Here is a 19,739-nt window from a genome sequence, read left to right on the forward strand (position 1 = left end):
CACGATCGGGTGCGTTGGACCATAGGCGTGCCCGGCAGGAGATCTCCATGCGCGCAGCCATCTACACCCAATTCGGCGACCCGGCCAAGGTGCTCGAACCCGGTCAACGGCCTATTCCGCAGCCCGGCAAGGGCCAGGTGCGCATCGCGATGCGTCGCTCACCCATCCACAACCACGACCTGTGGACGGTGCGCGGCAATTACGGCTACAAGCCCGAGCTTCCCGCGATCGGCGGCAGCGAAGCGGCCGGCGTGATCGACGCCCTCGGCGAAGGCGTCCAAGGCCTGCAGACCGGCCAGCGCGTGGTCGCCGCCGGCGTGCACGAAAGCTGGGCGGAATTTTTCCTGGCCGACGCGTCCGGCGTGGTGCCGCTGCCCGACGCACTCGATGACGAGCGCGGTTGCCAGTTGATCGCCATGCCGCTGAGCGCGCTGATGCTGATCGAGTTCCTGCAGGTCGAAAAAGGCGACTGGATCGTGCAGAACACCGCCAACGGCGCGGTCGGCAAGACGGTCGCCATGCTCGCCGCCGCGCGCGGCATCAACGTGGTCAACCTGGTGCGCCGCGACGCCGGCGTGGAGGAGCTGCAGGCACTGGGCATCGGTAACGCGGTCTCCACCGCCCGGGCCGGGAGGGCTGGCAGGACCGCGTGCGCGCGCTGGTCGGCGAGGCGCCGATCGTGCGCGCCATCGACTCGGTGGCCGGCAGCGCGGCCGGCGAGCTGATGGGGTTGCTTGCCGAGGGTGGCGAGCTGATCTCGTTCGGCTCGATGACCGGCGAGCCGCTGCAGATCTCCAGCGGCGATGTGATCTTCAAGCAGGCCAGCGTGCGCGGCTTCTGGGGCAACAAGGTCATGGCCGCCACCACGCCCGAAGACAAGCGCCGCATGATCGGCGAACTGCTCAAGGCCGCCGTCGATGGCAGCCTGGTCCTGCCGGTGGAAGCGGTGTTCGACCTAGAAGATGCAGGCAAGGCGGCCGCGGCAAGCGCCGAACCGGGCCGCCGCGGCAAGATCCTGCTACGCGCAGGCTGAGGACGGAGGCAACAGGTCGTCTGACGAAATCGGAGCCTGAAGCGTACGAGCTGAGGCGCCCGCACGTCCGCTGACGGGAACAAACGTCCGAAACGGTTACCCAGATCGGCCGAAGAGATCGGCAATTCTCCAAGGCCGGCATATCAAGCCCCTCTCCCCTCGGGACGAAGAGGCACTGCTAGCGCGCCACTGGCGCGCGTGCCTTGGAGTGCCCGCGCCGGAAGACGTGGGCCGGGGCGCGGAGCGGGGGTTGGGGTGAGGGTACGGCCCAAGCGACCAACGCGACGAGCCTCAGCTCAAGCCGGCGGCCGCACGCACCAACCTCAAGCCGGCTCGTCAGGCACCAGCTCCATTTCCAACCGTGTGATGCAGTCCTTGAGATGCAGCTTGCGCTTCTTCAAGCGCTTCATCTGCAGCTCGTCCTCCATGTTCGCGGGCACGCGCTGGATCTCCTCGTCCAACGCGCGGTGGGCGCGCCGCAACTCGGCGATCTGCTCGGCGATCTCGGCGGGTGAGAGAGTTTCCACGGCTCCGAGCATACACAACCACGGGCCGGCCGCGTCACCCGTGCTTGCCAAGCCGCCCGTGGCTGCCAAGCCGCCCGTGGCTGCGACAATGCCTGCGCGCCCCTGGGGAAAGGGCGGCGCGCCTGATCCCATCATTGCCGCGCGGCCACGGCCGTCGAGAAAGGAGTCTTTACGATGCGTTTGCGTTCTTCCCTGCTGGCCCTGAGCCTGCTCACCGCCGCCAACCTGGCCAGCGCCGCCGACGTCGCCAAGTACGACGGCTTCCTGTGCTGCAACCTGCGCACCGATGGCAGCTGGATCAGCGACAGCAACTACGCCGAAGACGGCAAGCGCATGCTTCCCGTCGGCACCCCGGTCAGCGTCACCGGTTTCGGCCGCAACCGCGTCAACCTCACGATCGCTGGCGAAAATCAGTCAATCGGCAACGATTACAGCCGCGACCTGGACAACACCGCCTTCGCCGCCCGCTATGTCGTCACCGCCGACCCCAAGCTCAGGCTCGCCACCTTCCCGCCCAAGATCCGCCAGGCCATCAATGACGGCAAGCTCACCGGCGGCATGACCCGCGAACAGCTGCTGATGGCCGTCGGCTACCCGATCAGCAGCGAAAACCCGAATCTCGAAGCCTCGCTATGGCGCTACTGGCGCGACAGCTTCTCCGAGTACCAGGTGCAGTTCGGCCCCAGCGGCAAGCTGGTCAAGGTGACGGCCGATCCGCAGTTGATGAATCTGGTTTGGCTGCCGTGATAATCACCGGTGGAGGCGAAAGATGCCTCCACCTTTTTAAGCTGCATCGTTGAGTTGCTGTGACGCGCATGGCTTGTGATTTATGTGGCTCTGTGGCGCGTAACGAATGCGTGCTCGCAGGGATTCCATGATCCGTGCCGGAATCACTTCCCACATAGCAGGTCAGCTCAAAAATCGAGGTTTTCTTGACTAGTAATAAAGCAATATTTTTATCTATCATCTTTGGCTGTTTGTCTGGTTGCGCAACTGGATCGGTGAGAATGATAGGCGCAGCTACCAACTATAAGAGTGGTAGCTGTGAGGTGATGGTCTATCAAACAAAGAGTCAGGCGATAGAGAGTGGCCTGAAAAAAGAAGTATGCGTTGTTGAAGGAAGTAGTGCATTTAGCTTCGATCACAGCATTGAAGGCGCCATCAAAAACAACGTCAAGAAAGTCTGCCAGTGCGGGGTTAGCCGCGCCTACGTTGAATCGGGTCACACCGAATCTCATATGGGAGTCAAAGGTGTGTCGTATATAAACTTGATCGGTTTTGAATGAATCAGAGGCCACGCCGTAGTTGCGGGCTGGGCACCTTGAGGTGACAGCCTGAGGTGTTGCCGCAGTTACTGTGCCAAGTTCGATCCTGAAAGATCATCGGGCGTCAGCGTCTGCTTCAAGATGGTCTCCAGCTGCTCAGCCAATAGATCAAAACAGAAAGCCAGCGCATCCATGCTGACATGCGGCTCATTGAAATGTCTGGCGATCGTATTGCGTGGCCGTGCCAACGTGCCCAGCAGGCGTAAATGATCGCGCGTCTGCAACAAGCGAAGCTGCGCGTCTTCCGGCAGCAGGTAATACCCGAACAGAGACTGCTCCATGCTCACTCCTCCGGAACAGGCTCCCGCCGCACGATGCGGCGGGATGCCGGGAGGTTAGCAACCGCAGACAGTCGGCGGGCTTATTTCCCTTGCGGGTCTTGTATTCGCCGCCCTCCCGGCGTGGAGACGCCGAGCATGTGCCCAAACATCAGGCACAAAAAACCACCGCTTGACGGGGGTGGTACCGCTGTCTACGGAGTTGCTACGCTCCTCAAGGGAGTGTGCTACTGACGCATGGAGTAGTCAAGATGCAGGCATGGAATTCTCGTGCTCTTTGGATTATCAATGTCGTGTCGCAAAGATACAGTTATTAATATCCAGAAATTTCAGCTCAGCGGAATACTTGTGTGAATCTAATGCGCCAACTGATAAAGCGGAAATGGTGTGAATGCAAAAAATCATGGAATCGAAAAGCATTCCCATACGATTCGATCTCAGGCCTCAGTTAATGACAAGCTTCACAAGCAAGACGCTAGAATTCTTCTTCTGCCAACCGGCCGCCAAAGACCGAAGCTCACATGCAACGACATCCGGACCTGTATCCCAACGACGATAACGGCCACACCCTCTGGCACATTGCCCAGCAAGGCGTGGATTTATCGAAGCGGCGCGAGATTGCGTTCTCCGTGGTCTTCCCCACGAAGGAGTCGGCACTGGAGTTCTCGGTGATGCTGCTGCGCTTCGAGCAAAAGGTGCGTTGCTGCCACTATCCAGAAAACACCGCGTTTCCGATGGACGTGACGGTGTATCCGACCATCGTGCCGTCGTACAAGGCGATTTCTGCGTTCGAGGAAGAGCTGGCCGTGGAGGCCAAGCCCCTGGGTGGCCTGAATGACGGCTGGGAGTTTTCCGTGGATGACAAGGACGCCTGACGCAGCCCGTGTGCGAGAGCCGGCGATGCAGTCACTGCATCGCTGAGCTCGTTGCACCCTTACCGCGTCACCGCTGTGACTGCGGTACGCGGCGCAGCTGCGACACGTCGTAGCCCATGGCGGCGATGCGTTGGACAGCCTGCTGATAGTCGGCATCGGACACCTGCGGGGTACGCGCCATGTACCAGACGTAATCGCGCTTGCTGCGCGCCACGATGGTCTGCGCATACTCCGCATCCCGCCAGGCGATCACGTATTCGGCCTTGAACGGCCAGAAGAACTGCATGCTCCACAGCGCGCCATTGCCTTCCTTCGCCACCTGGCCGATCGGATGCATGGACTTGAGCGGCGCCTGGAAGCTGCCCTTGCGGTAGGTGAAGGTGGTCTGGATGCGGCCATCCGGCCGCAGCGCATAGCGCTCCACGGCATCATAGGCCTTGCGCTCGGGCCGGGTGGGAATGTGCGCGATGACGTACCAGTCGCCCATGAAGCGCGGCACGTCAACAGTGTCTGCGCGGGGCAGTGCAGCGCGTGAATCGCTTGCGCTAGCATTCCCGTAGACCGCAAGCGCGAGTGACAACAGCATCGAACGATGTTGCATGGGAACCTCCATCAAAAGAGCACGTACATGGCCTACGTAGCTGCAATGCGCTTGGATGCAGCCCCATGCGATGCAGTTCCGGCCCGGGCGCAAGCTTGCCCCTCTGTGCCAGTGACATGACGGTACCGTGCGAGAAGTCGTGGCAGCGTGTCGTCATCGTCTCGCCAGTTCTGGCGAACAGAGGCCGATCTTGTGCCTGCCTGCGTACCGGTGTGATAGCGTCTCGCCCCTCTATGAACACGGGTGATTGTCCATGCAGCAGTCGCTGACGCTGGCAAACTATCTGCAAACGCACTTCGTCGACAAGCCAACGTTCGCATCGCTTGCCGGCATTACGGTCGATCGGCTCGATGCGCTTCTGGAAGCGGATGCCATACCCAAACCGACGTATACGTGCGACGGACATTCCATCCGTTCGGCGGCGTTTGGAGTCACACACATCGACGAGCGCCTTGTGGGCGACTACTTCCGTCCCGAATGCAGGAAATGGGTGGACATCGCTGACCGAGCCGCAAAGGGGGGCGCGCGTGATGCCGTGCTTGCGGCATTGGGTCGGGAATTGGAGACAGGGTTGCGCGCGCACATCGAGGACACGGATGCCATCGAAAAAAAGATCCAGGGATTCATCCCCTATTTTCTTGATGGCACCTTTGGCCTGTGCGTGGCAGACCCGTCCCTCGGCATGGAGATCGCCAGGAAGGAAATGCTCCAGGAACGGCTGACATCGCTGACCGAGGCCGGCAGTAATCCCGCGCCGGAGGAGATTGGCAGGGACGCACTCTTGCAACTCATCGATGCCTACGCAGACTCGGCAATGCCATTCTCCCCGGTCGAGTACGTACGTAGCAGCAGAAAGCGCCTTGTGGACGATCTGCGTCCCTTGGTGGCCATGCGCAAGGCGTGAGGCGTGCGCGATGGAGACAAGGCCTGAGTGGCTGGCTACACAAAGCATGCAATGCAGTATCGACGCGCCACAGGACGCTCCCTGGAGGATCGCCTGTCAGCGGCAACGAGCGGGCCATGGCTCAATTGCCTTGGCGCCAGCCAATGACTAGCGTCTGCAACTGACCGCACAGCGGCGACCATTCACCAAGGCGACACCGCTCCCTCCCCATACGGATAAATCGTCGCGATCTTTCCATCCGCATCGTGCTCCAGCGGTGCCATCTTGATGCTGCGCAGATGCGTCTGCCCGCCCGACAAGACAGCATCGTGATAGAACAGGTACCACTGGCCGTCGAACAGGCAGATGGAGTGATGCGTGGTCCAGCCGACCACTGGGGCGAGCAGCACGCCCTGGTAGGCGAATGGCCCGTAGGGGGTATCGCTGGTGGCGTAGCAGATGCGGTGGGTGTCGCCGGTGGAGTAGGACAGGTAATAGCGGCCGGCGTGGTGGTGGACCCAGGGGCCTTCGAAGAAGCGGCGGGCATGGTCGCCGGCGCGTAATGGTGTGCCGTGTTCGTCGAGGATGACGATCTCGCGGGTGGGTTCGGCCAGTTGCGTCATGTCCTCGCGCAGGCGCGCGACGCGTGGGCCGAGTGCGGGTGCGTCGTCTGCGGGTTCCTGGTTGGTTTGGTCGTAGACGTTGTCGCGGTAGTGCTGCAGCTGGCCGCCCCAGATGCCGCCGAAGTACAGGTAATGCGCGCCGTCGTGGTCGGCAAATACCGCCGGGTCGATCGAGTAGGTGCCGGCGATGGGCTCGGCTGCGGCGACGAACGGGCCTTGCGGGCCATCGCCGACCGCCACGCCGATCTGGAAGAGGCCGTCGGCCCGCTTGGCGGGAAAATACAGATAGGTCTTGCCGCCACGCTGCGCGGCATCCGGTGCCCACATCTGGCGCTGTGCCCACGGCACGTCGCGCACGTGCAGCACTTGCCCGAGGTCTTCCACCGGTGCACCGGGATGGGCCATGCGGAAGACGTGGTAGTCGGCCATGTCGAAGTGCGAGCCGTCGTCGCTGAAGGCAACGCCGGCATCGATGTCGTGCGAGGGGTAGATGTACAACGCGCCGTCGAACACGTGTGCGGAAGGGTCGGCGGTATAGAGGTGGGTGACCAGCGGTGCGGAAATGGCGGTGCGCGCCAGCGCCTGCAGTGCAGCGGTGTGCAGTTCATCGGACATGCGCGTACCTGTGCATGAGGTGGGAGAGAGGGCATCAACTGGCTGCGAGCGCTGCGCTGCGTCGGCGCAGGCCCAGCTCGTGTTCGATGCGGGTTTCCAGCGGCTTGTCGATTTCGTACAGCGCCAGCAACGCGGTGCCGAGCAGGAACGGGATGGACGCATACACGCTGATGGTCAGGCGAATGCCGCTCGTCACGGCATCGCTCTGCTGCGGCAGGGCGGCGTCGTAGCCACAGAAGGCCAGGATGCCGGCGACCAGCGCGCCGCCGACGCTCAGGCCGATCTTCAGGCCGCACAACATCGCCGAAAAAATGATCGCGGTGGCGCGGCGGTGATTCTTCCATTCCGAGTAGTCGGCCACGTCGGCGATCATCGCCCACAGCAGCGGGATGGTGATGCCGTAGAAGAAGCCGTGCAGCACGTAGGAGGCGAACACCCAGCCGATCGCAGTCGGCGGATACACGTAGAACGCCAGCAGAAACACGGTGGAGATCAGCAGCGCGCCGCCGAACACGTTGCGCTTGCCGTAGCGATCGGCCAGCCGCTTGGAAAAACCGATGCCCACGATCATCGCCAGGATGCCGCCGGCGCTGAACACGCTGAAGGCCGAGGTTGGTGCGTCCTGCGGCCATTGCAGCGCGCTCAGGCCGGCGCCGGTGAGCACGCTGTTGATCGCCGCGATGAAGCGGTTGAACCCGGCGTGGTCGAGGAACAGCGTCAATGCGTTCGCGTCGAGGGTGTACTTGAAGTAGTAGATGTACATCCCGCCCTTCATGGCGAGATTGATGAAGACCAGGATGGTCAGCGACAGCATCACCAGCCAGGGTTTGTTGCGGACCAGATCGGTGAGGTCCTGGCGCACGCTGCTGCGTTGTTCGCTGATCGGCAGCACGCGCTCGCGCGTGGTGAAGAAGGTGATCAGAAAGCACAGCGTGCCGACGGCGGCGAACAGCGCCATGGTGTTGCGAAAGCCCTGTGCCTTGTCGCCATTGCCCAGGATCAGCACCAGCGGCAGCAACAGCACCTGGATGATGAACTGCGCGAAGGTCACCGCCAGAAAGCGATAGGCCGACAAGCTGTTGCGCTGTTCCATGCTGCCGGTGAGCACGCCGCTCAATGCCGAGTACGGCAGGTTGTTGGCCACGTACACCAGCATCAGCAGCGTGTAGGTGGCGAAGGCGTAGGCGATCTTGCCCTGCTCGCCGAGTGCTGGCGTGTTGAACGCGGCCAGCGACAAGGCACCGAACGGCACTGCCGTCCACAGGATCCACGGGCGGAACTTGCCCCAGCGCGTGCGGGTGCGGTCGGCCAGGATGCCGATGATGGGCGTGAACACGAACGCGCCGAGCATGCCCACCACGAAGATCAGGGTGGCGGCCACACCTGCCGGGATGCGGAACACATCGGTATAGAAGAACGCCAGGAAGGTGACCAGCGTCTGGAAGATCAGGTTGGCCGCCAGGTCGCCCAGGCTGTAGCCGATCTTTTCGCGCAAGGAGAGCTGTTGTGAGCGATCGTTCATGAGGTGGGGCGGGGCTCAGGGAGTGCTGCGGAAAACGCCGCGGCGCGCGCCAGGCTGCCGGTCGCGATGGGAGGTGATCGCGACCGGCGGACACAGCACTCAAAAGGTACCGCGGATGCCGAGCATGACCGTGCGCCCGGGCTCGTACAGATCGTAGGTGGCGTTGGGCCAGGCGTAGGTGGTGCGCAGCGGCTCGTCGGTGAGGTTGGTGACGTTGAGGGTGATCTGCGGCTTGGACGGCAGCGACTCCAGCGTGTAGCTGGCAGACAGATCCAGCTGCCCGCGCGCATCGGCGTTGAGGCGCGCGTAGGGAATGCCGTTCTGGTTGGCGCCGGAGATCACCATGTCGTCGTTCCAGGTGTAGGACAGGCGCACCGAGGCGGCGTCCTTTTCCCAGTACACGGTGCCGTTCCACAGGTTGGGTGCGACGCCGACCGCCACTGCGGGGATGCCTTCGCCTTCGGAGGATTGGGTGACATGGGTGTAGTTCACGCTGAAGCCCAGGCCGTCGACCAGCCGGTCCAGCGGTTGCACCCAGATCGCCTCGGTGCCGCGGATGTTGAGCACGCCGTCGGCGTTGACCTGGGTCTGGACATCCACGGTGGCCGCATTCGGGCCGCCGCGCTGGTCCAGGCCGGCCTGCTGGATCGGCAGCAGGCTCTCGTACGGCACGCCCAGGTCGTTGAAGGGAATGCGCCGCACGCCGTTGACGGTGAAGCCGCTGATGCGCTTGTTGAACAACGTCAGGCCCACATAGCCTTCGCCGCCGGTGTACCACTCGCCACCAAAATCCACGTTGGTGGACAGATACGGCGCCAGGTTCGGATTGCCCTGGGTTGCGGTCTGCGCGGAGGGGTCGCTGAAGTTGGTGTTGGGCAGCATCGCGCTGGGGTCGGGCCGGGTGAGCGTGCGCGAGCTGGACAGGCGCAGCACCACGTTGTCGGCCACGTCCCAGGCGGCGTTGAACGAGGGCAGGGTTTCCTTGTAGTCCGAATCCAGCACCTGGATGCGGCGGATGCCGTTGATGGTGACCGGGCCGGTGATGGTCTGGTCGGTGGTCACGTAGCGCACGCCGGCATTGAAGCGCAGCGTGCGGTTCCACACTTCGGTTTCCGCGTTGGTTTCGATGTAGAAACCCCAGTTTTTTTCGCGGATGCCGCCGGCCGAGGCGCCGGTGTTGGCGGAGTTGGTCTCCGGTGCGGAATCGCGCAGTGCGTAATAGTTGGTGTCGGCCAGGAAGCGGTTGAAATCGGCAGTGATGAAGCCATCCGGGCCGGGGCGTAGATAACCGGCCAGCGCCGCATTCGGGATTGCCGAGCCGGGGCCGCCGTTGCAGACAGTGCCGCCGCCACCGCGGCACACCACCTGTTCCCAGGCGATGCTGTTGTCGAAGCCGCGGATGGTGCGCTCGGCCTGGTCGTAGGCGGCGCCGATCTTGATGTTGCGCTTGTCTTCGCCGAACTGCAGGTCGGCGCGTGCACCACGGGTTTCGGTCACGCGTTTTTCGTTCTGGATATTGACCCGGCCACCGCTCCAGCCCCAGCCCAGATTGGGGTCGTTGAGATCGAGCGGGCTGCTGATCGAGGGGCGGTCGCCGCCTTCGTTGCGGTAATCGACGGTGGTGAACGGCGAGGTCACCAGAATGCTGGGCGACTCGCGCTCCAGCCAGCTGCGCGTGGCATTGGCCTGCACGTTGAGCTTGATGTCCTGATCGGCACCGAACAACAGTTCTGCACCCGGATTGACGCTCCAGAACTTGACCTCCTCGCGATACGGGCGCGCTTCCAGGAAGTACTGCGCATTGGCAAACGTGGCACTGGTGACCACGTTGTTCTGGTCCAGCTGCATGCCGAGCGGGATCATGTTGCCGTTGCGGCCGATCAGATTCATGCTGATCCGCTCGGTGGTCCGCTCGGCTTCCGAATACAGCGTGTCCAGGTAGAAATGCAGGCTGTCGGACGGGCGCCATTCCAGCGACATCACCGAGGCATCGCGGTCGCGATCGCCATTCATGTAGACGCTGCGGCCCAGCCGTGGAATCAGCGCGTCGCTGATCTGGTCGATGCTCAGGCCCGGGTTGCGCGCCAGCAGCCAGGCCGCATCGATGGTCTCGCCGGTGGTCAGGCCGTTGCCGGCGGTGGCCGGCACGCGGTCGGGAATGCGCCAGTTGCCGCCGCCATTGACGTTGCACGCGGCCGGCTGATTGGTGGCCGGGGTGCCGGCAGGCGGGGTGAGACCGCATTGGGTGTAGGTGAGGCCGGGATTGGTCCAGCCCACGCTTTCGAAGCCGCGCACGCCCAGCTTGCCGCGCACCGAGGCCACGCCCAGCAATGCGCCGAAGGTGCCTTGCTCGTTGGTCCAGCTGCCCATGAAGGCGCCGCGCGGGGTGGTCTTTTCGCTGGTGCTGTTCCAGTCCGCCTGGGCCTGATAGGTGAAGTGCACGCCGGGGCGATCGAACGGGCGCGCGCTGCGCATGTCCACCACGCCGGAGACGCCGCCTTCGAGCATGCTGGCGGTCGGCGTCTTGCTGACGGTGAGCTGGGTGAAGAACTCGGTGGGAAACAGGTTCAGATCGACTTCGCGGTTCTGGTTCTGCGCGTTCAGGCCGATCGAGGCGGTGGCGATGCTGGCGCCGTTGAGTGTGGTCTTGGTGAAGCTGGTGCCCAGGCCGCGGATGGCGATGTTGAGGCCCTCGCCATTGACGTCGCGCGAGAGCTGCACGCCGGGGATGCGGTTGAGCGACTCGGCGATGTTCATGTCCGGGAACTTGCCGATGTCCTCGGCAAACACGGTGTCGGCAAAGCCCACCGAGTCGCGCTTGGCGTCGGTGGAAAACTGGATGCTGCGTCGGTAGCCGGACACAGTGACGGTGTCGAGCTGGGTCACCGCATCGCTGCTGGCAGCGGCGGCCGCGGGCGGTTGTGCGGGGGCGGCAGCGCTGTCGGCAGCGCTGGACTGTGCCCAGGCGGCAGTGCTGGCCATGCCCAGCAGGATGGGGCCCAACGCGCAGGACAACGCGGTTCGTGCGTAGCTGTTCTTCACCGTAATCCCTTCCCTAACAGGTGAGCAGATGTCCCACGCATCGCCCCTGCGCAGGGAGTGCCGCTGCCGATCAGCGGCGCGGCGATGGTGCGATGGGGGAGACGGGCGATCAGCGGTGGCCGATGTTAGCGCTACCAAATTCAGAACATCACGCTGCAGGGCAACATAGGCGACGGAAGGCATCGCGGCGGGTGCGACAGTGGCACTGATCGAAACCGTGTCGGCCGCGGACGGCGCACCGGCGTGCTGCACTGCGCGATGGTTTTTGCCCGGCAGCGTGATAATGGTAGCGCTATCACCCGTGGCGCGAGGCCACCTTCGTGCAGGTGCAGTGCTCGATGAATCGAACCGAAGAACGCGGCAACCAGCCGCCGGGCTGTACTCGACACGCGGCAGCGCGCTGCAGTGGTCGTTGCGCGATTGCCCATCGCACACTGCGTCCAGCAGCGCTGTGGCGCTCGCGCACATGAGCGAGTTACCGCAAGCGGCTGCCGCTGCCGGCACGCTGGCGCGCCTGGGCCGTATGCGTTGGCGCGTCTGCGCACTGCTGCTTGCCGCCACCACCATCAACTATGTCGACCGCCAGGTGCTGGGCGTGCTGGCGCCGTTTCTGCAGACGCAGATCGGCTGGAACGAGATCCAGTACGGCTACATCGTCACCGCGTTTCAGGCCGCCTACGCGCTGGGCCTGTTGTGCAGCGGTGCGGTGATCGACCGCTTCGGCACGCGCGTCGGTTACGCGCTGGCGATCGGCATCTGGAGCCTGGCGGCAATGGGGCACGCGCTGGCCACCAGCATGGTGGGCTTTGCGATCGCGCGCTTCTTTCTGGGGCTGGGCGAGTCCGGCAACTTCCCCGCTGCGCTGAAGACGGTGGCCGAGTGGTTTCCGCGTCGCGAGCGCGCACTGGCCACCGGCATCTTCAATTCCGGCTCCAATATCGGTGCAATCGTCGCACCGTTGCTGGTGCCGCTGATCGCCACCGCCTGGGGCTGGCAGGCGGCATTCCTGTTCACCGGCGTGCTCAGCGCCACCTGGCTGCTGGTGTGGTGGCTCAGCTATCACCCGCCCGAGCAGCAACCGGGCCTGTCGGCGGCAGAGCTGGCGCATATCCGCAGCGATGCGCACGCGCCGGTGCAGCGGCGGCTGTCGTGGTTGCAGGTGCTGCGGCACCGGCAGGCCTGGGCGTTCGTGCTGGGCAAGTTCATCACCGACCCGATCTGGTGGTTCTTCCTGTTCTGGCTGCCCAAGTTCCTGCATGCCGAATACGGCTTGAGTCTGTTGCAACTGGGCGCGCCGTTGATCGTGATCTTTGTGCTGGCCGATATCGGCAGCATTGCCGGCGGCTGGGTCGCCGGGCGCTTCATCGCGCGCGGCTGGAGCGTCAACCGCGCACGCAAGAGCGCAATGCTGATCTGCGCACTCTCGGTGGTGCCGATCGTGTTCGCCGCACGCGCCGATAACCTGTGGCTGGCGGTTGGCCTGATCGGCCTGGCCACCGCTGCGCACCAGGGGTGGTCGGCCAATCTGTTCACGCTGCCGTCGGACATGTTTCCACGCCACGCGGTCGCCACCGTGGTCGGCATCGGCGGCTTTGCCGGCGCGGTCGGTGGGATGCTGATCGCCACCTTCATCGGGTTCCTGCTGCAGGCGACCGGCAGTTATGTGCCGGTGTTCCTGATGGCAGGCTCGGCGTATCTGCTGGCGCTGGCGGTGGTGCACATGCTGGTGCCACGCTTGGCGCCGGCGCAGCTGCCGGCAGATGCCGCACCGACAGCCAACGCATCTTCCTGAGGGGATCATCATGCAACTACGCACACTGGCAGTGGGGTTGTTGTTGGCGGCGAACGCCGCAACGCTTGCGCAGGCCGCACCGCTGGCTTCCGGCGCGCCCAAGTTCCTGGGCAGCGCCTACAGTCCGCAACAGTCCCCGGGATTTGCGCAGTACTGGAACAAGCTCACGCCGGAGAACAGCGGCAAGTGGGGCAGCGTGGAAGCGGTGCGCGACCAGATGGACTGGAGCGGGCTGGATGCCGCCCACCGGCTGGCCAAGGCCAACGGCATGCCGTTCCAGATGCACGTGATGGTATGGGGCAATCAGCAGCCGGAGTGGATCAAGTCGCTGCGGCCGGCCGAGCAGCGCCGCGAGATCGAGCAGTGGTTTGCCGCGGTGGCGCAGCGCTACCCGGATATCGACCTGCTGGAAGTGGTCAACGAGCCGCTCAACGACCCGCCCAGCAAGGACGACACCGGTGGCGGCAACTACCTGCAGGCCTTGGGCGGCGACGGCGCCAGCGGCTGGGAGTGGGTGCTGCAGTCGTTCCGGCTGGCGCGCCAGCACTTTCCACGTGCGCGGCTGATGATCAACGACTACAGCATCACCAACAGCCCCCAGGCCACGCAGAAATACCTGCAGATCGTGCAGCTGCTGCAGCGCGAGCAACTGGTCGATGCGATCGGCGTGCAGGAGCATGCCTTCGAAACCACCCCGAATGTGGCGATGTCGGTGCACCGCGACAATCTCGATGCACTGGCCGCGACCGGCTTGCCGATCTACATCACCGAGTTCGACCTGGACGGGCCCACCGATGCGCAGCAGCTGGCCGCCTACCAACGTGTGTTCCCGGTGTTCTGGGAGCACCCCGGCGTGCGCGGCATCACGCTGTGGGGCTTTCGTCCCGGCCTGTGGCGCGACAAGGAAGCGGCCTACCTGATCCGTGCCGATGGCACCGAGCGGCCGGCGCTGACTTGGCTGCGCGATTACGTTGCCAGCCACGGCGCGGCGCGGTGATCCCGGTGCCCTGCTTTTTTCCTGCCCGTTCGGCGACCGACTGATGCCTACCTCCATTCCGCTGACCCTGCACGCCGACCGCCTGTTGCCCGCCGACCCCGGCACGCGTGCGATCGCGCGCCGCCTGTACGCGCAGATCGCCGCACTGCCGATCATCAGCCCGCACGGCCATACCGATCCGGCGTGGTTCGCTACCGACGCGCCGTTCGCCAATGCCACCGCGTTGTTGCTGGTGCCGGATCACTACGTGTTCCGCATGCTCTACAGCCAGGGCATCGCACTGGATGCCTTGGGAATTGCGCGTGCGGATGGATCGCGCGCGGCGGTGGACCCGCGTGCGGCATGGCGCGTGTTCGCCGCGCACTACCACCTGCTGCGGGGCACGCCCTCTGCGTTGTGGTTGAATCATGTCTTCCATGAGGTGTTCGATCTGCGCATCCGGCTGGATGCCGGCACTGCCGATCAGTACTACGACCACATCACCGCTGCGCTGCAGACGCCGGCATTCCGCCCGCGTGCCCTGTTCGCGCGCTTCAACATCGAGGTGATTGCCACCACCGAGTCGCCGCTGGACACGCTGCAGCACCACGCGGCCATTGCCGACAGCGGCTGGAAGGGGCGCGTGCTCACCGCATACCGCCCGGACCCGGTGGTCGACCCGGAGCACGAGCAGTTTGCCGGCGCGCTGCAGCAGTTCGGCGCGCTCACCGGCGAGGATGTGCTGAGCTGGCCAGGCTATCTGCGTGCGCACCGGCAGCGCCGCACGTTCTTTGCCGCGCATGGCACCACCTCGACCGACCACGGCCACCCCAGCGCGGCCACCGCCGATCTGTCGCCGGCCGAGGCGCAACGCCTGTTCGATACCGTGGTGCGCGGTGCCGCCACGCCGGCACAGGCGGAGCTGTTCCGCGCGCAGGTGCTGACCGAGATGGCGGCGATGAGCCTGGACGATGGCCTGGTGATGCAGCTGCACCCGGGCTGCTTTCGCAACCACAACCGGCAGCTATTCCAGACCTTCGGACGCGACAAGGGCGCCGATATTCCGATGCGCACCGACTACGTGCACGCGCTCAAGCCCTTGCTGGACCGGTTCGGCAACGACCCGCGCCTGCGCCTGATCGTGTTCACCCTGGACGAAACCAGCTACAGCCGCGAGCTGGCGCCACTGGCCGGGCATTACCCGTCGCTGCTGCTGGGGCCGGCATGGTGGTTCCATGACGCGCCGGAGGGCATGTGGCGCTTCCGCGAGCAGACCCTGGCCAGCGCCGGTTTCTACAACACCGTGGGTTTCAACGACGATACCCGCGCCTTCCTGTCGATTCCGGCACGACACGATGTGGCGCGGCGCGTGGACAGCGCGTTTCTCGCCAAGCTGGTCGCCGAGCATCGGCTGGATGAGGACGAGGCGGTCGAGGTTGCGATCGATCTGGCGTATCGCTTGCCCAAGCAAGCCTACAAGCTGTGAGGCTGAGCGAGGCAGCACGCAGCGATGCCTGCACGCCTGCACGTGGGGCGGGATGGGCCACGCATACGCGCATGGTCGAAGCGAGGCGCGATATGACGCACACGGGCATGCAGGCGAGGGTGATGCGCGCGCGCAGGGACTGCGCACGCCTTGCACGTGTCGCGATGCTTTGCATCTGCGTGGTAGTGTCCGCGCTGGCAGCGCCACCGGCCTCGACCCCGCCGCCACGCGAGCGTGTCTCGCTCAACGCGCAATGGCGCTTCCATCGCGGCGATCCTCCAGGCAATCGGCAAATCCTGGACTATGACATCCGCCCGCACGTGCTACGCAGCGAAGACGGCAAGGTGGCCGACGCGCAGCCCGAGCAGGCGCAGCGCCTCGATGCCGCCGCAACACGCGTGCTCAAGCCGTGGATCCTGCCTACGGCCAATGCGTTGATTGCAGACCCGGCAAAGCGCCATGTCCGCCCGCCCGGCCACCCTGGCAGCAGCGTCGCCTTCGTGCAGCCGCAGTTCGACGACAGCAGTTGGGAGCGCGTGGATCTACCGCACGATTGGGCCATCGCCGGGCCGTTCCTTGCCGATGGTCCCTACGGTGGCATGGGGCGCCTGCCAAGCTGGGGCGTGGGTTGGTATCGCAAGAACCTGGACATCCCCGCCAGCGATCGCGGGCGCGCGCTGTTTCTGGATCTCGATGGCGCGATGGCCTATGCCACGGTCTGGCTCAACGGCAAGCTGGTCGGCGGCTGGCCGTACGGCTACAGCTCCTGGCGCGTGGACCTGAGCCCCTACGTGGTGTTTGGTGCGCGCAACCAGCTGGCGATCCGCCTGGACAACCCGCCCGACTCGGCGCGTTGGTATCCGGGCGGCGGGCTGTATCGCAATGTGTGGCTGACCAAAGCTGCGCCGCTGCATGTGGCGCACTGGGGCACGCAGCTCACCACGCCGCAGGTGTCGGCCGACACCGCGCAGGTGCAGCTGGCCGTCACGCTGGACAATGCCGCGCGCAGCGCGGTGCAGGCGCAGGTCAGCACCGCGATCTATGTGCTGGACGATGCACGCGGCACGCGCAGCGGCGAGCCGGTCGCGCGCGTCGCGGCCATGCAGGTTGCGGTTCCTGCCGGTGGCAGCGCACGCGTGCAGGGCAGCACGCAGATCGACCGCCCGCGTCTGTGGGGCCCGCCGCCGACCCAGCGCCCGCACCGCTATATCGCGGTGACCGAGGTCAGTCAGGACGGGCACGTGGTGGATCGCTACGAAACACCGTTCGGCATCCGCAGCATCGTGTTCGATGCCGACCAGGGCCTGCTGGTCAACGGCGAACACGTGCCGATTCGTGGCGTGAACAATCATCACGATCTCGGTGCGCTGGGTGCGGCGTTCAACCTGCGCGCCGCCGAGCGGCAACTGCAGTTGCTGCAGCAGATGGGCGCCAATGCCGTCCGCATGAGCCATAACCCGCCCGCGCCGGAGCTGCTGGAGCTGACCGACCGCATGGGCCTGCTGGTGGTGGACGAGGTGTTCGACAGTTGGGAAATGAAGAAGACCCCGCTGGATTTCCACCTGGTGTTCCCGCAATGGCACGAACCGGACCTGCGCGCGATGCTGCGGCGCGACCGCAATCATCCCTCGGTGATGCTGTGGAGCGTCGGTAACGAAGTCGGTGAGCAGTACACCGGTGAGCAGGGTGCGGCGATCGAACGCACACTGCACGCCATCGTGCACGAGGAAGACCCCACGCGCCCTGCCACGTTGGCGATGAACTACGCCTCGCCCGAGATGCCGTTGCCCGCTGCGCTGGATGTCATCAGCCTCAATTACCAGGGCGAAGGCATCCGCGACACGCCGGAATTCGCAGGCACCGAGCGCATCCGCAAACAACCGCAGTATCCCGCGTTCCATGGCAGGTTCCCGCACAAGCCCATTCTCAGCAGCGAGACCGCCTCGGCGTTGAGCAGCCGCGGTGTGTATCTGTTTCCGGTGACGCCGGACACCAGCGCGCCGGTGCGCGATGGACGCGGCGGCGATTCGGTCGCGCACCAGGTCAGCGCCTACGAACTGCATGCGGTGGACTTCGGCGCCAGCGCCGACAAGGTGTTCGCGGCACAGGACCAGCATCGGTATGTCGCCGGCGAATTCGTCTGGACCGGCTTCGATTATCTGGGCGAGCCCACGCCGTACTACAGCTCGCGCAGTTCGTACTCCGGCATCTTCGATCTGGCCGGTTTTCCCAAGGATCGCTACTGGCTCTATCAATCGCGTTGGCGCCCCGACCTGCCGATGGCGCATCTGCTGCCGCACTGGACCTGGCCCGGCCGCGAGGGGCAGGTCACGCCGGTGCATGTGTTCACCTCCGGCGACGAGGCCGAGCTGTTCGTCAATGGCGTCTCGCAGGGGCGCAAGCGCAAGGGTCCGCTGCAGTACCGGCTGCGCTGGGACGCGGTGGTCTACCAGCCCGGCGAGCTGCGCGTGCAGGCGTACAAGGAAGGTAAACCCTGGGCCGACGACCGCGTGCAAACCGCCGGCAGCGCCGCGCGCATGCAGGTCACGCCGGACCGCAGCAGCATCCGTGGCGACGGGCAGGATCTAAGTTTCGTCACCGTGCGTTTGCTCGATCGCGCAGGACGCCCTGCGCCGACCGCCGGCGACCGCCTGCGTTTCCGCATCGACGGCCCGGGCGAGCTGGTCGCCACCGACAACGGCGATCCCACCAACCTGGAATCCTTCGCCGCGCCGCAGCGCAATGCGTTCAATGGGTTGTGCCTGGCGATCGTGCGTGCCAAGCCCGGCGCGCGTGGCACCATCACGCTGCATGTGGACTCCGACAGCTTGCAAGCGGCCAGTGCGCAGGTGGTGGTGGAGTGATGGAATTCCCGATCACGCTATACCTGCGGGACCTGCACAGGAATCCGGCGATGCAGCACACCCACAATCGCCCAGCAGCGCGCTTGCGTTTTGTTCTGGCCCTGATCGGCGCTGTCATGGCAGTGCCGGCCTTGGCTGACTGCGACACCCGCAGCACCTCGCTCAGGCACGCCTACGCCGATGGCTTTCTGATCGGCACCGCCGTCAATGCCGACATCGTCTCCGGCAAGGACGCCGCCTCTGCCGCACTGGTCGCCTGCCACTTCAATGCCGTCACTGCCGAGAACGTGATGAAGGCCGAAGTGGTCGCCCCGCGCCCGGGCGTGTCCGACTTCAGCGCGGCCGACGCCTTCGTCGCCTATGGACGCGATCACGCCATGTTCGTGGTCGGCCATACCCTGGTCTGGCACAACCAGACGCCGGACTGGTTCTTCACCACCGCTGATGGCCGGCCCAATACGCCGGCACAGCAACTGGAGCGCATGCGCCAGCATATTGCGTTGGTGGCGGGTCGTTATGCCGGCAAGGTGCAGGCCTGGGACGTGGTCAACGAGATCATCGACGAAGACGGCAGTTACCGCCCCACCAACTGGGTGCAGCGCGTGGGCGATGGCGACACCGTGGTGCGCAACGCCTTCGCCTTTGCTCAACGGTATGCGCCGAATGCGGAGCTCTATTACAACGATTTCAACGCATGGCGGCCGAGCAAGCGCGATGGCATCGTGCGCATGGTCAGGATGCTGCAGCAATCCGGCATCCGCATCGATGGCGTCGGCATGCAGGGACACTGGGGGCTCAACTATCCCAGCCTGCGCGATATCGAAGACGCCATCGATGCCTACGCCGCGCTCGGCATCAAGGTCATGATCACCGAGCTGGACATCGACGTGTTGCCGCTGACCAGGGAAGGCCAGGTCATCGGGACGGGGCTCGCACACAAGCAGTTCCAGCTGCCGGAATTCAAGCGCTTTCTCGACCCGTATCGCCAGGGCTTGCCACCGCAGGTGCAGGCGCAGCTGCGCGATCGCTACGCCGCGTTGTTTGCGCTGTTCTGGCGCAAGCGCGACAAGCTTGCACGCGTCAGCGTGTGGGGTGTCAGCGACGGCATGTCATGGAAGAACGATTACCCCGTGCCGGGCCGTACCAACTATCCGCTGTTGTTCGATCGCAATTACCAGCCCAAACCGGCGCTGGATGCGGTGTTGGCGGTACCCGCGCACGCGAGCGAGCGCTAGCACGGCCGCCGGCGTGCGCAGCAGGCCTGCACACGCATGCTGGCATCATGGCCCGACTTCGT

General features: G+C 64.8%; 15 protein-coding genes and 1 pseudogene. 10 read left to right on the forward strand and 6 right to left on the reverse strand.

The genetic code is table 11. The annotated features are described in order from the left end of the window. The first annotated feature begins 47 nt into the window (after window positions 1–47). Window positions 48–1,033 (forward strand): annotated as a pseudogene (locus XarjCFBP7645_RS12945) (zinc-binding dehydrogenase). 323 nt (window positions 1,034–1,356) lie between these two features. Here the strand turns inward: XarjCFBP7645_RS12945 and XarjCFBP7645_RS12950 are convergent. Continuing rightward, entirely contained in the window at window positions 1,357–1,560 is a 204-nt protein-coding gene (locus tag XarjCFBP7645_RS12950; RefSeq protein ID WP_039513143.1) for a YdcH family protein, read from the reverse strand. A gap of 174 nt (window positions 1,561–1,734) precedes the next feature. Between XarjCFBP7645_RS12950 and XarjCFBP7645_RS12955 the strand changes: the two genes are divergently transcribed. Both XarjCFBP7645_RS12955 and XarjCFBP7645_RS21410 read left to right on the forward strand, forming a co-directional pair. Beyond that, window positions 1,735–2,307 carry a hypothetical protein gene (locus XarjCFBP7645_RS12955; protein WP_104537775.1) on the forward strand — a complete coding sequence of 191 codons (573 nt, stop codon included), beginning with the start codon at window positions 1,735–1,737 and terminating at the stop codon, window positions 2,305–2,307. Window positions 2,308–2,492: 185 nt separating this feature from the next. Further along, window positions 2,493–2,846 (forward strand): hypothetical protein, encoded by a 354-nt coding sequence (locus XarjCFBP7645_RS21410; RefSeq protein ID WP_146096325.1) that lies wholly within the window; start codon window positions 2,493–2,495, stop codon window positions 2,844–2,846. 65 nt (window positions 2,847–2,911) lie between these two features. On the opposite strand, the gene XarjCFBP7645_RS12960 is transcribed toward XarjCFBP7645_RS21410, so the two are convergent. Next, the gene (locus XarjCFBP7645_RS12960; protein WP_104537776.1) at window positions 2,912–3,166 is read right to left on the reverse strand and encodes an XAC0095 family protein; all 255 of its coding nucleotides are present in this window, start codon (window positions 3,164–3,166) and stop codon (window positions 2,912–2,914) included. A gap of 518 nt (window positions 3,167–3,684) precedes the next feature. Between XarjCFBP7645_RS12960 and XarjCFBP7645_RS12970 the strand changes: the two genes are divergently transcribed. Further along, window positions 3,685–4,038 carry a ribonuclease E inhibitor RraB gene (locus XarjCFBP7645_RS12970; RefSeq protein ID WP_053046165.1) on the forward strand — a complete coding sequence of 118 codons (354 nt, stop codon included), beginning with the start codon at window positions 3,685–3,687 and terminating at the stop codon, window positions 4,036–4,038. Window positions 4,039–4,105: 67 nt separating this feature from the next. On the opposite strand, the gene XarjCFBP7645_RS12975 is transcribed toward XarjCFBP7645_RS12970, so the two are convergent. Then, window positions 4,106–4,639 carry a lipocalin family protein gene (locus tag XarjCFBP7645_RS12975; RefSeq protein ID WP_104537937.1) on the reverse strand — a complete coding sequence of 178 codons (534 nt, stop codon included), beginning with the start codon at window positions 4,637–4,639 and terminating at the stop codon, window positions 4,106–4,108. A 253-nt stretch (window positions 4,640–4,892) separates the two neighbouring features. Here XarjCFBP7645_RS12975 and XarjCFBP7645_RS12980 point away from each other — a divergent pair, with 253 nt between their 5' ends. After that, on the forward strand, window positions 4,893–5,543 hold the full coding sequence (locus XarjCFBP7645_RS12980) for a DUF6058 family natural product biosynthesis protein (protein ID WP_104537777.1): 651 nt from the start codon (window positions 4,893–4,895) through the stop codon (window positions 5,541–5,543). A gap of 182 nt (window positions 5,544–5,725) precedes the next feature. Here the strand turns inward: XarjCFBP7645_RS12980 and XarjCFBP7645_RS12985 are convergent, their stop codons facing one another. The 3 genes from XarjCFBP7645_RS12985 to XarjCFBP7645_RS12995 form a co-directional block, all read right to left on the reverse strand. Then, window positions 5,726–6,760 (reverse strand): glycoside hydrolase family 43 protein, encoded by a 1,035-nt coding sequence (locus XarjCFBP7645_RS12985; protein ID WP_104537778.1) that lies wholly within the window; start codon window positions 6,758–6,760, stop codon window positions 5,726–5,728. Between the two features lie 34 nt (window positions 6,761–6,794). Further along, the gene (locus XarjCFBP7645_RS12990) at window positions 6,795–8,282 is read right to left on the reverse strand and encodes an MFS transporter (RefSeq protein WP_104537779.1); all 1,488 of its coding nucleotides are present in this window, start codon (window positions 8,280–8,282) and stop codon (window positions 6,795–6,797) included. A 99-nt stretch (window positions 8,283–8,381) separates the two neighbouring features. Further along, window positions 8,382–11,324, reverse strand: coding sequence for a TonB-dependent receptor (locus XarjCFBP7645_RS12995; protein WP_181126319.1), 2,943 nt, complete (start codon window positions 11,322–11,324; stop codon window positions 8,382–8,384). 466 nt (window positions 11,325–11,790) lie between these two features. On the opposite strand from XarjCFBP7645_RS12995, the gene XarjCFBP7645_RS13000 reads away from it, so the two are divergent. The 5 genes from XarjCFBP7645_RS13000 to XarjCFBP7645_RS13020 all read left to right on the forward strand — a co-directional run bounded on the left by XarjCFBP7645_RS13000 (window position 11,791) and on the right by XarjCFBP7645_RS13020 (window position 19,677). After that, entirely contained in the window at window positions 11,791–13,116 is a 1,326-nt protein-coding gene (locus tag XarjCFBP7645_RS13000) for an MFS transporter (RefSeq protein ID WP_181126320.1), read from the forward strand. Window positions 13,117–13,126: 10 nt separating this feature from the next. After that, complete coding sequence (locus XarjCFBP7645_RS13005; protein ID WP_104537780.1) at window positions 13,127–14,113, forward strand: endo-1,4-beta-xylanase; 987 nt, start codon at window positions 13,127–13,129, stop codon at window positions 14,111–14,113. A gap of 43 nt (window positions 14,114–14,156) precedes the next feature. Next, entirely contained in the window at window positions 14,157–15,578 is a 1,422-nt protein-coding gene (gene uxaC, locus XarjCFBP7645_RS13010) for a glucuronate isomerase (RefSeq protein WP_104537781.1), read from the forward strand. A gap of 164 nt (window positions 15,579–15,742) precedes the next feature. Beyond that, a complete protein-coding gene (gene galB, locus XarjCFBP7645_RS13015; protein ID WP_104537940.1) occupies window positions 15,743–18,442 on the forward strand; it encodes a beta-galactosidase GalB in 2,700 nt (899 codons plus the stop codon). A 50-nt stretch (window positions 18,443–18,492) separates the two neighbouring features. Continuing rightward, entirely contained in the window at window positions 18,493–19,677 is a 1,185-nt protein-coding gene (locus XarjCFBP7645_RS13020) for an endo-1,4-beta-xylanase (protein ID WP_104537941.1), read from the forward strand. Window positions 19,678–19,739 lie beyond the last annotated feature (62 nt).

Origin of the sequence: Xanthomonas arboricola, from assembly GCF_002940665.1 — a bacterium.
Lineage (GTDB): Bacteria > Pseudomonadota > Gammaproteobacteria > Xanthomonadales > Xanthomonadaceae > Xanthomonas > Xanthomonas arboricola_B.

Bases quoted from the DNA above. Each gene is read 5' to 3' on its own strand.
- XarjCFBP7645_RS12955 (WP_104537775.1), top strand. From the start codon at position 1,735: ATGCGTTTGCGTTCTTCCCTGCTGGCCCTGAGCCTGCTCACCGCCGCC.
- XarjCFBP7645_RS12960 (WP_104537776.1), bottom strand. From the start codon at position 3,166: ATGGAGCAGTCTCTGTTCGGGTATTACCTGCTGCCGGAAGACGCGCAG.
- XarjCFBP7645_RS12970 (WP_053046165.1), top strand. From the start codon at position 3,685: ATGCAACGACATCCGGACCTGTATCCCAACGACGATAACGGCCACACC.
- XarjCFBP7645_RS12975 (WP_104537937.1), bottom strand. From the start codon at position 4,639: ATGCAACATCGTTCGATGCTGTTGTCACTCGCGCTTGCGGTCTACGGG.
- XarjCFBP7645_RS12980 (WP_104537777.1), top strand. From the start codon at position 4,893: ATGCAGCAGTCGCTGACGCTGGCAAACTATCTGCAAACGCACTTCGTC.
- XarjCFBP7645_RS12985 (WP_104537778.1), bottom strand. From the start codon at position 6,760: ATGTCCGATGAACTGCACACCGCTGCACTGCAGGCGCTGGCGCGCACC.
- XarjCFBP7645_RS12990 (WP_104537779.1), bottom strand. From the start codon at position 8,282: ATGAACGATCGCTCACAACAGCTCTCCTTGCGCGAAAAGATCGGCTAC.
- XarjCFBP7645_RS13000 (WP_181126320.1), top strand. From the start codon at position 11,791: ATGAGCGAGTTACCGCAAGCGGCTGCCGCTGCCGGCACGCTGGCGCGC.
- XarjCFBP7645_RS13005 (WP_104537780.1), top strand. From the start codon at position 13,127: ATGCAACTACGCACACTGGCAGTGGGGTTGTTGTTGGCGGCGAACGCC.
- uxaC (WP_104537781.1), top strand. From the start codon at position 14,157: ATGCCTACCTCCATTCCGCTGACCCTGCACGCCGACCGCCTGTTGCCC.
- galB (WP_104537940.1), top strand. From the start codon at position 15,743: ATGCTTTGCATCTGCGTGGTAGTGTCCGCGCTGGCAGCGCCACCGGCC.
- XarjCFBP7645_RS13020 (WP_104537941.1), top strand. From the start codon at position 18,493: ATGCAGCACACCCACAATCGCCCAGCAGCGCGCTTGCGTTTTGTTCTG.